11 protein-coding genes and 1 pseudogene are annotated in these 14,046 nt (G+C 71.4%); 2 read left to right on the top strand and 10 right to left on the bottom strand.

The window, feature by feature from the left end:
* The 8 genes from ACTWQJ_RS30625 to ACTWQJ_RS30660 form a co-directional block, all read right to left on the bottom strand.
* On the bottom strand, window positions 1–1,283 hold a 1,283-nt coding region (locus tag ACTWQJ_RS30625), incomplete at its 3' end, for an SDR family NAD(P)-dependent oxidoreductase (RefSeq protein WP_443309769.1).
* A 105-nt stretch (window positions 1,284–1,388) separates the two neighbouring features.
* Entirely contained in the window at window positions 1,389–2,750 is a 1,362-nt protein-coding gene (locus ACTWQJ_RS30630; protein WP_443309770.1) for a wax ester/triacylglycerol synthase family O-acyltransferase, read from the bottom strand.
* 249 nt (window positions 2,751–2,999) lie between these two features.
* Window positions 3,000–4,256 (bottom strand): glucose-1-phosphate adenylyltransferase, encoded by a 1,257-nt coding sequence (glgC, locus tag ACTWQJ_RS30635; protein ID WP_443309771.1) that lies wholly within the window; start codon window positions 4,254–4,256, stop codon window positions 3,000–3,002.
* Window positions 4,257–4,321: 65 nt separating this feature from the next.
* The gene (locus tag ACTWQJ_RS30640) at window positions 4,322–6,298 is read right to left on the bottom strand and encodes a zinc ribbon domain-containing protein (RefSeq protein WP_443309772.1); all 1,977 of its coding nucleotides are present in this window, start codon (window positions 6,296–6,298) and stop codon (window positions 4,322–4,324) included.
* A complete protein-coding gene (locus ACTWQJ_RS30645) occupies window positions 6,295–6,543 on the bottom strand; it encodes a hypothetical protein (protein WP_443309773.1) in 249 nt (82 codons plus the stop codon). The genes ACTWQJ_RS30640 and ACTWQJ_RS30645 overlap by 4 nt, the downstream gene beginning before the upstream one ends.
* Before the next feature lie 22 nt (window positions 6,544–6,565).
* A complete protein-coding gene (locus ACTWQJ_RS30650) occupies window positions 6,566–6,907 on the bottom strand; it encodes an excisionase family DNA-binding protein (protein ID WP_443309774.1) in 342 nt (113 codons plus the stop codon).
* A gap of 51 nt (window positions 6,908–6,958) precedes the next feature.
* Window positions 6,959–8,122 (bottom strand): glycogen synthase, encoded by a 1,164-nt coding sequence (gene glgA / locus ACTWQJ_RS30655; protein ID WP_443309775.1) that lies wholly within the window; start codon window positions 8,120–8,122, stop codon window positions 6,959–6,961.
* A 38-nt stretch (window positions 8,123–8,160) separates the two neighbouring features.
* Window positions 8,161–8,910 carry a (2Fe-2S)-binding protein gene (locus tag ACTWQJ_RS30660; RefSeq protein ID WP_443309776.1) on the bottom strand — a complete coding sequence of 250 codons (750 nt, stop codon included), beginning with the start codon at window positions 8,908–8,910 and terminating at the stop codon, window positions 8,161–8,163.
* 227 nt (window positions 8,911–9,137) lie between these two features.
* On the opposite strand from ACTWQJ_RS30660, the gene ACTWQJ_RS30665 reads away from it, so the two are divergent.
* Entirely contained in the window at window positions 9,138–10,268 is a 1,131-nt protein-coding gene (locus ACTWQJ_RS30665) for a DMT family transporter (RefSeq protein WP_443309777.1), read from the top strand.
* Here ACTWQJ_RS30665 and ACTWQJ_RS30670 read toward each other — a convergent pair.
* Window positions 10,258–11,427, bottom strand: coding sequence for a transglycosylase family protein (locus tag ACTWQJ_RS30670; protein WP_443309778.1), 1,170 nt, complete (start codon window positions 11,425–11,427; stop codon window positions 10,258–10,260). The two genes, ACTWQJ_RS30665 and ACTWQJ_RS30670, sit on opposite strands and share 11 nt — an antisense overlap.
* Before the next feature lie 374 nt (window positions 11,428–11,801).
* Here ACTWQJ_RS30670 and gndA point away from each other — a divergent pair, with 374 nt between their 5' ends.
* Window positions 11,802–13,241: an NADP-dependent phosphogluconate dehydrogenase gene (gene gndA / locus ACTWQJ_RS30675; RefSeq protein WP_443309779.1), complete on the top strand. Its 1,440-nt coding sequence runs from the start codon at window positions 11,802–11,804 to the stop codon at window positions 13,239–13,241.
* Between the two features lie 517 nt (window positions 13,242–13,758).
* Here the strand turns inward: gndA and ACTWQJ_RS30680 are convergent.
* Window positions 13,759–14,046: pseudogene (locus tag ACTWQJ_RS30680) on the bottom strand (arylsulfatase); the annotation flags it as partial.

Below are 14,046 nucleotides of genomic sequence, written 5' to 3' on the forward strand. Positions count from 1 at the left end.
GTCTGGAACATCTCCTGGGCGCTGGTCCGCGTGACCATGTTCATCGCGGCCTTGGCGGCGTTGGTGTTCGGGTGGCCCGCGCCCTTGTAGCCGCGGCCGAAGACGCCCTCCATCGCCGAGACGTTGACGACGTACGCGCGCCCGCTCGCCGCCTTCCTCGCGGCGTCGGCCATGACCGGGCGGAGCTTGCTGATCAGGATGAACGGCGCCGTGTAGTTGCACAGCTGGGTCTCGAGGAGCTCCACCGGGGAGATCTGCTCGATGGTCTGCACCCAGGTGTTGGTGTCGACGACGTCCGGGACGAGGCCGCCCGCGTCGATGGCGGTGCCGTCGAGGTGCCGGGCGACGCTGGCGTTGCCGGCGACCAGGGCGAGGTCGGCGACCTGCTGTGCGTCGAGGGCGGAGATCCCGACGGGCAGCGCGGCCAGGCCGTCGACGGCGCCGGAGCCGAAGGCGCCGATCACGTGGTGGGCGGGCAGCTCACCGGCGGGCAGCGGGGCGCTCTCGCCCTCGACCAGGGCGGCGTAGGCGGAGGGCAGACGGCGTACGGTCTGCGTCGCGTTGTTGATGAGGACGTCCAGCGGGCCCGCCTCGGCGACCTGGTCGGCGAGGGCCACGGCCTGCGCCGGGTCACGCAGGTCGATGCCGACGACCTCGAGGCGGTGCATCCAGTCCGCCGAGTCGTCCATGGCCTTGAAGCGGCGGATGGCGTCCTTCGGGAACCGCGTGGTGATCGTCGTGTGCGCGCCGTCGCGCAGCAGCCGCAGCGCGATGTACATGCCGATCTTGGCGCGGCCGCCGGTGAGCAGGGCGCGCTTGCCGGTGAGGTCGGCGCGGGCGTCGCGCTTGGCGCGGTTCAGGCGGGCGCAGTCGGGACAGAGCTGGTGGTAGAAGTAGTCGACTTCCACGTACCGGGTCTTGCAGGTGTAGCAGGAGCGCGGGCGCTGGAGTATCCCCGCGACCTTGCCCTCTTCCGTGACCGACGACGGGAGGATGCCCTCCGTCTCGTCGTCGATGCGCTGGGCGGAGCCGGTCGCCGTGGCCTCCGTGACCGCCTTGTCGTGCGCGGTCTTGGCGGCCCGGCGCTCCTGGCGGCGCCGCTGCTTGACGGTGCGGTAGATGCCCGCGGTGGCCCGGCGCACGGCGATCGCGTCGGGGTGGTCGACCTCCAGCTTGTCGAGTTCCTCGAGCACGCTGAGGCAGACGGCCAGCCGCTCGGGGTCGATGCCGGGCCCGTACACCACCTCGTCCGTGGTCGCCGAGCCGTCCTCTGTCACCGTCATCGCCGCTGCCGTTCCCTGTGTCTGCCGTCGCGGCGCTCCGGTCGCGCCCGCATTCGAACGGCAGATTTTACGGAGCGCCGGGCCGCACCACCAAACCCGTCGCGATCAAGGAGCGCAGGCCTTGATCAGCGTCTCCACCTCGTCGGACACCGCCTGGGCGAACCGGTCCAGGTCCGGGACGGCCCGTGCGTCGGCGACGAGCCCGTAGTGGACCCGCCCCCGGTACGTCGAGACGGCGACGGCGAGGGACTGGCCGGCGGCCAGCGGGGCGAAGGGAAACACCTCCGTGAGGGGGTTGCCGCCGAGCTTCAGGCCGAGGCCGGGCAGCGGCACGCTGGTGACCAGGATGTCGAACCACAGCCGGGCGGCCTGGCTGACCAGCGGGCCGCCGAGCCGGTGGCCGAGCGCCGGCACATGGTCGGCGAGCAGCGCGACGGCACCCGCGCCCCGGTTGGGGCCGGCGTCCTTGTTGCGGTCCATGGCCGTGCGGACCGCCTCGAGGCGGCCGAGCGGGTCGGGGTCGTCGACCGGGAGCTGTATCAAGTAACCGGACAGCCGGTTGCCCCGTGGGTGCGCGGTGCGCGGGCGGCGCTTGGAGACGGGGATCAGCGCGCGCGGCGCGACGCCCTCGCTGCTGTCGCCGCGTTCGTCGAGCCAGCGGCGCAGGGCGCCCGCGACGACGGCGATCAGGACGTCGTTGACGGTGCCTCCGACGGCCTTGCGGACGCGGTGCACGTCGTCGATGTCGAGGACCACTCCGGCGGTACGACGGGTGCCGGAGGGCTCCGAGGTCAGCGCGGGCGACGAACGCATGCCCAGGGTGGACAGAGCGACGGAGGCGCCGATGTCGAGGGCCCGGCCCATGTCGGACACGGCGCCGCGCAGCAGCCCGGGCAGCTTGCGCACGTCGGGCAGCAGGCCGCGCGGGGGCTCGGCGGGGCGGGGCCGCGGGGCCGGCATGTCCGTGGGGTCCAGGACTGCCGCGGCCAGGGTCAGCGCGCGCAGACCGTCGGCCAGGGCGTGGTGGAACTTGAAGAGCACGGCGAACGAGACGCCGTCCTCCCCCGGCAGCACATGCGCCTCCCACGGCGGCCGGCCGCGCTCCAGCGGACGCTCCATGAGCCGGCCCGCCATCCCCTGGAAGTCGGCGGTGGGGGCATGCAGCCGGACGTGGTCGAGCGGGTCGAAGTCGGGGGCGGGCTCCCTGGCCGCGCCGCCGAAGGCGAGCGGCCGGCGGAGTCCGAAGGGGAACGGCTGCCCCAGATCGAGCGGCCGCCACACGTCCCGGATCCGCATCCGCAGCCCGGGCACCGCGGCGGCACGGGCGGCGAGCAGGTCGGCGGCATGGGCACCGGCGGCGGGCGAGTGGGACGCGAACACGCCGAGCGCGCCGAGATGCATGGGATGCAGGTCGGACTCGATGTTCCAGAACGCCAGGTCGAGTGGTGCGAGCAGGTCAGGAGTCAATGGCTTGCCTCGCGACGATGACGGGTGGGCCAGCAGTCAATCGCCCTGGGGCGATTACGGTCAAGTACGATCAGGCTACGTACAGTTAACAGCAGATTAAGTCCCGCCTCCTACGAAAGAGGCGGGACTCGTGTGGCGTAAGAGGTCATAGTGTCGAGGCCAGTGCCCCACGAAGGCGTGAACCGAGGCCCGGCCCGGCGTGTCCGCTCGATCGTGTGACGCGCCGCCGCTCCTGCCGGAGCAGCCGGGCTACGGCACCCGCTGCCCCTTGCCCAGCGCGATCACGCCGCCCTTGGACACCGTGTACAGCTCGGCGTCCCGCTCCGGGTTGACGCCGATCGTCGCGCCGGGCGGCACCTCGACGTTCTTGTCGAGGACCGCGCCGCGCACCACCGCACCCCGCCCTATGTGGACGTTGTCGTGCAGCACCGACCCCTGCACCACCGCCCCCGGGTCGACCACGACACCCGGCGAGAGCACGGACCGCGTGACCTGTCCCCGGATCAGGCAGCCGGCGCTGATGATGGACTCGCCGGCGATGCCGCCGGCGTTGAAGCGGGCCGGCGAGAGCTGGTTGGAGTGGGTGTAGACGGGCCAGCTGCGGTTGTAGAGGTTGAAGGCGGGCCGCTCGGCGATCAGGTCCATATGGGCCTCGTAGTACGCATCGAGCGTGCCGACGTCACGCCAGTAGCCCTGGTCGCGGCTGGTCTCGCCGGGGACGTGGTTGTCGCCGAAGTCGTACAGGTGGGCCTCGCCGCGTTCGGTGAGCTGGGGCAGGATCGAACCGCCCATGTCATGCACGGAGTTGGCGTCGTCGGCGTCCCGCTGGAGGGCCTCGATCAGCGCCTTGGTGGTGAAGATGTAGTTGCCCATGGAGGCGAGGACGGAGTCGGGGTCGTCAGGCAGGCCGGGCGGGTCCGCGGGCTTCTCCAGGAACCGCTCGACGGTGCTTCCGTCCGAGCCCGGGGTGATCACGCCGAAGGAGGAGGACTCCGTGCGCGGGACGCGTATCCCCGCCACCGTCACGCCCGCGCCGGACTCGATGTGCTGGGCGAGCATCTGCCGCGGATCCATGCGGTACACATGGTCGGCGCCGAACACCGCGACGTACTCGGGCCGTTCGTCGTAGATCAGGTTCAGGGACTGCAGGATGGCGTCCGCGCTGCCCAGGTACCAGCGCGGGCCGAGCCGCTGCTGGGCGGGGACGGGCGTGACGTAGTTGCCGAGCAGGCTGGACATCCGCCAGGTCGTGGTGATGTGCCGGTCCAGCGAGTGGGACTTGTACTGCGTGAGGACGCAGATGCGCAGGATGTCGCCGTTGACGAGGTTGGAGAGGACGAAGTCGACAAGTCTGTACGTGCCGCCGAAGGTCACCGCGGGTTTCGCGCGGTCCGCGGTCAGGGGCATCAGGCGCTTGCCCTCTCCGCCCGCCAGTACGATCCCGAGCACCGAAGGTCCTCCCCCAGTCTCGGCTTCGCTCGACCGGGGGTACCCCCATCGACGCATGGCCGCTCCCCTCACCCTGGTTGACCCATGATTGCCCTTGAGCCGGGCGGGCTAAGCGTCTCTGCTCAGTTAAGCGATCCCATGCAAGGCGCAGTGCCTGGCGTGGGTTCTGCCCACCGTGGAGGGGAAGCATGAGCGTGCAGGTGGAATCCCGCGCCCAGTGCTGCCCCTCGCGGCCTGTGCGGCTGGTGGGTGTGCTTAACCGACGTGTTCACGCCCTGGTGCCGGTGAGCTGCGCGGGGCAGCCGCCTCCAGTCCGTGTGAGCGTGTCCCTCCGGACGCTGACCTGCCCGTCCTTGCGGATGGCTGGGGGAGGGTGCCCTGCGTCGCCTGGGCGCGGGGCGTGTTGTACGAGGCCGGGTGGGGCCGGTCTTCGACCGGTCTTTCCGGCTGGTTTTGGTGGTCAGGGTGACCACGGCGCGGGTTTCGAGTTTATCGACGACCTTGCGGATCACCATCGTGCTGCTGGCGCTGTCGACAACCGTCTCGGTCTGGTGGGTGAGGCCGCGGGCTGCGATACGCCGCCACGCGCCGGCGTCGCGGTCGCCCTGATACCGGCAGTCGAGGTTCGGGCAGATCGCCCACTTCCAGCCCGCGACGGTGGAACGGTCGGGGGCCTTGCGGTGCCGGAGTGGGGTGAGGCACTGCGGGCAGTGCTTGGAGGTGTTGCGGGCAGGTACCGTCGTCACGGCGATACCCACCTCGGCCGCGAGATGCCGTATGCGGTCCACGATCTGCCCGCGCACGGCCTGGGACAGGCGCGTGTTCATGGTGCGGCCCATCCCGCGGGCCTCCATTGACCGCAGGTCTTCGACATAGATCACGCTCGCCCCGGCGGCAACAGCTTGATCGACGGTCCAACGGGCCGCGGACCACGCCAACGCGTCGTTGAGATTCGACCTGCAGGCCGAGACGTGAGCGATCTCGTCTCGCAGCACCTGGTGTTTCACGGTCAGGGCGTGATCCTCGGCGCCGCCGATGAGCCGTTCGTACTGGTCAGCCTTCGCATGCAGCCGCTCACTGTGCTGGCGGAGCCGGTGCTGCCTGGCGAGCACACCAGCAGCACGGAACATGGCCCCGGAACCGAGAGCAGTGATCGTGCCGTCGCTGCCCCGCCGGACCGCGCCGGCCGAGAGAAGCGTATTGAGGCCCCAGTCGACGCCCAGGGCGACGGTGTGCCCCGTACGGGACGCCTTGGGTACGGCGTGGGTGAACGCGATGTCGGCGTACACCTTCCCGTTGTGCAGACGCAGGGTCGGCAGGTGCAGCACCGCACGGGCCGGGATGGTCGGGGGCAGGCTGATCGGGCAGGACACCCACGTCCAGTCCCGGTACGAGGCCGGATCCGGCCTGGTGGGCAGCTGCAACCTGAGCAGCGCCCGACCGGGCTCATCAGCCCGTTCGATGGTGGCCTGTTGCCCGTCACACGAGGCGAGCAGCAGCATCCTCGTTATGCGCGGCTCGGCCTCCGCTTCGAACAGATCGACAGGAAGGCGGCCATGCTTCCGCTGGAACGCGGCGACCTGCCGGGTGCGGGACTTGATGACGCTGGACGGCAGATGCTCACCGCCGGGAACGGCGTCGCGTACGGCGTCCCACTCCTCGGGGGTGCGCTTCACCGGATCTGCTGGCCATGTCTTAATGACCCCGCCCGTCAGGTCGGCCCGCCACTTGACCGACCGCAGGGTGCGTCCGGCCTGTTCCTGGGCCATGCGCACGATCCGGTCGTTGACCTTCACACCCTCGGGCGGGCCGACGATCCAGCCGAGCCGACGGCAGGCCATCCACGCGTTCGACGGTAGCTTCCTGCCGCCTGCATCCTCGCCGGAGGCCAGTACGTCCACGTCGGTGGCGTTCCAATGCTCGCCGAGCAGCACGCCGACCATGCCCAACACCAGATCAGCCGCCCAGCCGACGCGCTCGGCGAGCACGGTGGCGGGCAGGAGTTCGCCGGTCTTGTCATCCATCCCGGTGCGCATAACAGCGCGGGCGCAGGCGGTACGGGAAGTCTCGCCCTCGGCGAGCGGTATCTTGCGGCTCACGTGGCACGGTCCTGCGCACCGGCACACAGTCCGGACTCGGCGAGCAGCCGCTTACGGGCCTCCGCCGAACGCATCCCGTACAGGCGGCCGGCGAAGGTGGTGACCAGGGACACGAAGTCTTCGAGGAGTTCGTCCCGGCCGCCGGACTTCTTCGGATGCAGCACCTCAAGGGTGACGCCGTACACGGCGAACAGCCGCTCGAGCCAGCCGACTCCGAACCTGGCCAGCCGGTCCTCATGCGTCACCCGCACCACCGTCACGCTGCCGTCAGAGACCATTCGCAGCAGCCGGTTGAGGCCAGCTGTCCTCCCGCAGGCCAGAGCCACGATCCTTCACGACCTTCACAATCTCGCCCGTAGCGGTGGACCGCAACTCCTCTTCCTGCGCAGCCAGAGACGATTCCTGCCCGGACGAGCCCGAGACGCGCACATATAGAACTTCCCTCCTGAGGCGGGAAGTCGTGGAGTCGCTGCCGCGCTTCATGTTCTCCACGTCGACCGAGGAGAACCGTCGCTCACGGCCGACCCACGTGAATGGGATCTTGCCGTCGATAGCCCACTGACGAAGCGTCATCGGGTGTATCCCGAGACGCTGCGCAGCCTTGGACATACGCAGCAACTCTCCATACACCCAACTACACCTGGCCAACGCTAGGGATAACTAACGAAGTTGATGAGCCTGTTCGAGGATCTCCGCGTAGAGCCGGGCCGTGCGGCGGGCGACCGTGTCCCAGCCGAACTCCCCCACCGCACGTTCCCGTCCCGCCTCGCCCATCCGCCGGGCGCCCTCCGGGTCGGCGAGGAGCGCGTCCAGGGCGCGGGCGAGGCCCGTTTCGAAGTCGTCGTCCACGGGCACCAGCAGGCCCGTCTTGCCGTCCGCGACGACCTCGGGGATGCCGCCGACCTGCGAGGCCACGACGGGTGTGCCGCAGGCCATCGCCTCCAGGTTGACGATGCCCAGCGGTTCGTACACCGAAGGACAGGCGAACACGGCGGCGTGCGTGAGGAGTTGGATCACCTCCGGGCGCGGTAGCATCCGCGGGATCCAGTGCACGCCGTCGCGGACGCGGCTCAGCTCCTGGTACAGGTCGCGGAACTCCCGGTCGATCTCCGGGGTGTCGGGCGCCCCCGCGCACAGTACGACCTGCGCCGCGGGGTCGATGTCCCGTGCCGCGCGCAGCAGATGGGGCACGCCCTTCTGCCGGGTGATCCGGCCGACGAACAGGATGTACGGACGGGCCGGGTCCAGGCCGAGGCGGGTCAGGACGTCGGTGGCGGGGTCGGGCCGGTAGAGGTCGGTGTCGATGCCGTTGTGCACGACGTGGACACGGGCGGGGTCCAGCGCGGGATAGCAGTCGAGGATGTCCGTGCGCATGGCACCGGACACGGCGATCACCGCGTCGGCGGCCTCGATCGCGGTGCGCTCGGCCCAGCTCGACAGGGCGTATCCGCCGCCGAGTTGCTCGGCCTTCCAGGGGCGCAGCGGCTCCAGGGAGTGGGCGGTCATCACATGCGGGATGCCGTACAGGAGCTTGCCGAGGTGGCCGGCGAGGTTGGCGTACCAGGTGTGGGAGTGGACGAGTTCGCGGCCCTCGAGAGCGGCGGTCATGGCGAGGTCCACGGAGAAGGTGCGCAGCGCGTCGTTGGCGGTGTCGAGCGCGGGCCAGGGGCGATGCCGCAGCACGCCCTCCGCGCGGCCCTCGCCCCAGCAGTGCACCTCGAGGTCGACGAGGGATCTCAACTCCCGGGCGAGGAACTCGACATGGACGCCCGCGCCGCCGTACACGTCCGGGGGGTACTCCCGGGTCAGCAGTCCCACTCGCACCCGCAAACCCCCTGTCTCGGCGGCTGGTTCCCTCATGGTCACCCAGATGTGGCGTGTGGGGAAGAGCCCGGGGGCCGGGCGAAGCAGCAGTCGCCGCACAGTCCACCGCCGGGCACCCGGTAGTACAGGCAGCAGCTGCGGCGCCGGAAGGCAGTGCCCGTAAGTGTGCCGGTTGTGGTGAGGCGGGGGTGGGTGAACAGCTCGCCGGCCAGCGCGCGGGCCCGGGCGGCAGCCTCGGTACGGCCGTTCGTGCGCGCCCACCGGTCCAGCTCGCGTACGGCGCCCGCCAGCGCGGATCCGGCGTTGCCCCACAGCAGCCCCGCCGCGAGCCGGTGGCGGGCGCGCAGAGCGGCCGCCAGCGGTTCCAGGTGACCGTGCAGCACGACGTCCACGACGGTCGCCGCGTCCCCTGGCAGCGGGCGCACCTGAGCGAGCCACAGGTCGTCGGGTGCGCTGCCGTCGGCGTCCCAGTGCAGCAGCCGCGGGTCGAGGTCGGGGATGCGGCCGTACAGGACGGCGCAGCCGAGCGCCGTCGACCACAGCCGGGCCGCGAGCCCGAGGTGCGCCACCGAGGCCGCGATCCGCACCTCGGGAACGGTCAGGGCGGCCGCCACCTTTCGGACACGGACAAGCAGGGGATCCGCGTCCGCATCCGATGCCAACGGGCCGTAGGCCTGCGCCAGGGGCGGCAGCGACCTCACGGGGGCTGACGGTCCGTCCACGACCGTGCGCAGGACGAAGAATCCGCCGAGCGGGCTCAGGGCGGCGAGATCGGGGTCGAGGTCCACGAGAGCAGTAGTACCAAGCCCCTAGGGGGCGGGATCAGGGGGTCTCCGTCCCGGTTCACCCACCCTGGGGATGACTGGGGGGCGTTCGTACTCCATCGGCAGTAGGACTCATTGGGTGCTCAGGGACGACGACTGGGAACGGGGCGAGGGGGCATCGTGTTGGTCATGGAAGCCGACCGTTCGCCGCACCGGGCCCAGCGCCCCAGCCTCAGGCAGAGGAGCAGCTCATGAGCGCCCTCGCGTTGTCCGTGCTCCTGTCGCTGGTGTCCGCTGTCGCGTACGCGGGCGGCGCGATCGTGCAGGAGCGCGTCGCGGTGTCGTTGCCGGACGGTCAGTACGCGCCGATGCGTCGGCCGGGCTGGTGGGCCGCGGTGGCGCTCAACGGTCTCGGCGGGCTGCTGCACGTGGCGGCCCTCGCCTACGGTCCGCTGAGCGTGGTGCAGCCGCTGGGGGCGCTGACCATCGTGTTCGCGCTGCCGATGGCGGCGCTGTTCGTGGGCCGCAGGGCCGGTGGGACGGCCTGGCGGGGCGCTGTGATGGCGACCGTCGGCCTCGCGGGTCTGCTGTCCCTGGTCGGCACGTCCGACTCGCGGTCGCTGGACGGGGCACAGCAGGTGTCCGTGTTCCTGGCGACCGCCGCTGGGGTCGCCGCCCTGATGCTCGCGGGACGCGCGGTCCGGCATCGTCCGGCGGTGCGGGCCCTGCTCCTCGCGACCGCGTCGGGCATCGCGTTCGGCATGTCCTCGGTCTTCACGAAGACGGTCGCGGTCGACTGGACCGGCGGGGTGTCGGGCGCGGATCTGCCGTCCCTGGCCGCGATCGGCGTGTTCGCCGTCTCGGGTCTGCTGCTGTCCCAGGCCTCGTACCGGGGCGCCGGCCTCGCGGCTCCGCTGGCCACGCTGACGGTGGTGAACCCGGTGATAGCGGCCGCGGTGGGCATCACGATGTTCGGCGAAACCTTCCGCTACGGCACCACGGGCACCGTGCTCGCCCTGAGCTGCGGGGTGGTGGCGGCGGGCGGTCTGATCCTGCTGACGACGGAGCGCATCCGGCAGTCCGACGACTCCGACAACGCGGAGCTGCTGCCCGAACCCCTCACCGGGCAGCTGTCCGGCATCGGCGCCCCGGCGAGGCCCGCCGACGAGCCCGCCACCGCGTTTCTCGAGGGCCTCCCCGAGAAGCCCGCCGCGCACCGGGAGGGCGGCGTCTTCCTGCCGAGCCCGGTCACGGAGAGCACGTACGGCAACGACGCGCCCGTCGGTCCCGCCGACGGGACCGCGCCCTACTACTCCACCCTGTACGGCGCCTCGTACATCCCGTTCCCGAGCGTGGAGCAGCGCGCCGGGGTCAGATCCTGACCCCGCCGGCCCGGAGGTACGCCACCGGGTCGACGTCCGTACCGAAGCCGGGCCCGGTCCGCACCTCGAAGTGCAGATGCGGGCCCGAGCTGTTGCCGGTGGACCCGACACGGCCGATGCGCTGGCCGCCGCCCACCGGCTGGCCGGCCTTCACGGAGATCGCCGACAGGTGCGCGTACTGGGTGTACCGGCCGTCGGCGTGCCGGATGACCACCTGGTAGCCGAAGGAGCCGCCCCATCCGGCGGTGACGACCCGGCCCGCGGCGACGGCCTTCACGGAGGTGCCGGTGGCTGCGGGGAAGTCGACGCCGGTGTGGTAGCCCTTCGACCAGCTGGAGCCGGCCGCCCGGTAGGGGGTGCCCAGGGAGCCGCTGACGGGGGCGACGAGGGAGTCCTCGCGCCGGTCGTCGGCGTCGTCCGAAGCGGTCGTCTTCGGCCGGGACTCGGGTGCCGCCGGTGTGGTCGGCGCGGGAGCCGGTGCAGCCGTGGCCTTGGCGCGCAGGTTCAGCCGCTGGCCCGGCAGGATCAGGTCGGGGTCCGTCCCGATCGTTCTGCGGTTGGCGGCGTACAGCCGTTGCCAGCCGCCCTGGACGCGCTGCTCCTCGGCGATGGTGGAGAGCGTGTCGCCGCGGACGACGGTGTACATCTCGGCGGTTCCTGCGCGCGACTGGGGCGTGGTGTGCGGCCGTACGTCCGCCACGGGGCTCTTGGCGGTCCGGGTCGAGGTGCCCCCGCCCGGCCGGATGTCGGGCGTCTCGCTGCTCGAACGAAGCTGAGAGTGGGGGAGGGTGAGTCCGGCCCGCACCGAGCACACGGGCCAGGCGCCGGGCCCCTGCCCGTCGAGCACCTTCTCCGCGACGGCGATCTGCTGGTCCTTGGTGGCCAGATCCGCGCGCGGCGCATAGGCCGTACCGCCGTACGCCTCCCAGGTGGACTGGCTGAACTGCAGTCCGCCGTAGTAGCCGTTGCCGGTGTTGATGTCCCAGTCGTTGGTCGACTCGCACGCGGCGACCTTGTCCCAGGTGTCCACGTCGGCCGCCTGCGCGGCACCGGTGCCGACGAACGGGAGGGCCATTCCGGCGCCGCCCGCCGTGACGGTGAGCGAGGCGCGGTTGATCCTGTTCGGCTGATACCGGCGGTGCCGGCCGCGTAAGGCCATGGAAGTGCCCCCTCGACAAGCGTCAGGAGGGCCAAAAGTAAGGGCCACGAACAGGCCATGACAAGACGGCAATCAGCCGCCCGGTCAGGCCAAGTGGCGCAGAAGGCACCCCCGTTGGCAGGGTCGGACGCACACCACAACGGAAAGGTGTCACAGATCCCGGGACGGCCTGGTCGTAGTGAGTGACAACCCCGGCGATCGGCCCCCGCTGAGGCGCCGGGCCCCTTCCGTACGTACTGAGCCCCGTAGGGTCGGACGTGCGGTCGGCGTTTCGGCACGTCAGGATGGCCCGGGGGGCGATACTGACGGCACTACCGGCACGACCGGCAAACACGATCTACGGGATCCACTGGACCCCTTGAGGAGCAGGCGGAATGAGCACTTCAGCCCAGATCGGCGTCACGGGTCTCGCGGTCATGGGCCGCAACCTCGCCCGCAACTTCGCCCGCAACGGCTACACGGTCGCGGTGCACAACCGGACGGCGTCCCGGATGCACGCGCTGGTGGAGGAGTTCGGAAGCGAGGGCGACTTCGTCGCGGCCGAGACCGCCAAGGAGTTCGTGGCCGCGCTGGAACGGCCCCGCCGCCTGGTCATCATGGTCAAGGCCGGCGATCCGACCGATGCCGTGATCCAGGAGTTCGCCCCGCTCCTGGAGCCCGGCGACATGATCATCGACGGCGGTAACGCCCACTTCGCGGACACCCGGCGCCGGGAGCGCGAGCTGCGCGAGCGGGGCATCCACTTCGTCGGCACCGGCATCTCCGGCGGCGAGGAGGGCGCGCTGCACGGGCCGAGCATCATGCCGGGCGGTTCGAAGGAGTCGTACGAGTCGCTGGGCCCGATGCTGGAGAAGATCTCCGCGAAGGCGGCGGACGGCGCACCGTGCGTCACGCACGTCGGCCCGGACGGCGCCGGGCATTTCGTGAAGATGGTGCACAACGGCATCGAGTACGCCGACATGCAGCTCATCGGCGAGGCGTACCAGCTGCTGCGCGATGTCGCCGGGTACTCCCCCGCCGAGATCGCGGAGATCTTCCGCACCTGGAACACCGGCCGACTCGACTCCTACCTGATCGAGATCACGGCCGAGGTGCTGTCGCATGTGGACGCGGCCACGGGCAAGCCGTTCGTGGACGTGGTGCAGGACCGGGCGGAGCAGAAGGGCACCGGCCGCTGGACCGTGCAGATCGCGCTGGACCTGGGTGTTCCGGTCTCCGGGATCGCGGAGGCGGTGTTCGCCCGCTCACTGTCCGGACACGCGGCGCTGCGTGAGGCGTCTCGAGGCCTGGCCGGCCCGAAGGCGTCCCCGCTGGACAAGGCGGAGGCCGGTGCCTTCGCCGACCGGGTCGAGCAGGCGCTGTACGCCTCCAAGATCGTGTCGTACACCCAGGGCTTCCACGAGATCGCCGCGGGCAGCGAGCAGTACGACTGGGACATCGACCTCGGTCAGGTCGCCTCGATCTGGCGCGGCGGCTGCATCATCCGCGCGGCGTTCCTGGACCGGATCCGCGCCGCCTACGATGCCCGGTCCGATCTGCCGAGCCTGCTGTCGGACGAGACGTTCGCCCAGGAGATCGCGGCGGCTCAGGACGACTGGCGCGAGGTACTCGTCGCCGCCACCCGGCAGGGCGTCCCGACGCCGGGCTTCGCCGCGGCCCTCGCCTACTACGACGCCCTGCGCGCCGAGCGGCTGCCCGCCGCGCTCACCCAGGGCCAGCGGGACTTCTTCGGCGCGCACACCTACCGGCGCACCGACCGGGACGGTTCGTTCCACACGCTGTGGGGCGGGGACCGGTCGGAGGTGGCGGGCTGAGTGCTCCGCTGGAGGTCCGGTACGCCACGTGCGGGTGCGTCGTGGCCAGGGCCGGTCCTGCGGTACGGCAGTGGTGGGCGGCCTTCGTGGTCGCCCACCACGCGTCATGGGCGCTCACCGCCCTTCGTGGTGCGGCCGCTCAGGAGAGCGGCGGTCCGGGCTCCGGGTTCGGGACGGGCTCCGGGCCCGGGGGAATCGGGGAGGGATCGGGTTCCGGGACCGGGCGGGGCCCCGGCGGCGGCTCGGGAGCCGGAGGCGGAGGGGTCGGCCCGGGCGCCGGGGGCGGTTCCGGAGTCGGCACCGGGTCGGGGTGCGGTGGCTCGGGGTGATGGGGATCCGGTCCGGGAGTGGGACCCGGCGGGACCGGATCGGGGTACGGATTGGTCATGATGTCCTCCGCCAGTCGGTGAACGTCGGCTGTGGACTACTCCCCGTCTACCCGGGGCCCAGCGCCGCCAGTCACTCGCCGGAGTCACCGCGTGGCCCAGGTGGACCCCTGGTGTCTGTCCGGACGACGTCAGCCCGACAGCCCGGTCCGCGCCGCCCGCGCCCCCGCCGCCAGCCCCGGGCGCGGGCTGGACAGCACCGGGACCGATGTCGTCGTCAGCTGCTGGGCCGGGGCCATGGAGGGCTGGGCGAGAACGATCGCGTCGGCGTCGGTGACCTCGTCGGCCGCGGCGGCGACGAGACGTGCGTAACTCTCCGTGTCGCCCGCCTCGAACCGCTGCCACGCGCCCTCCACCAATCGGGGCCGTACCTCGACGGAACGTCCGGCGCGGCGGGCCTCCTCCTCGATCAGCGACAC

Origin of the sequence: Streptomyces sp. KR55 (assembly GCF_052245645.1) — a bacterium.
Classification (GTDB): Bacteria; Actinomycetota; Actinomycetes; order Streptomycetales; family Streptomycetaceae; genus Streptomyces; species Streptomyces flavusporus.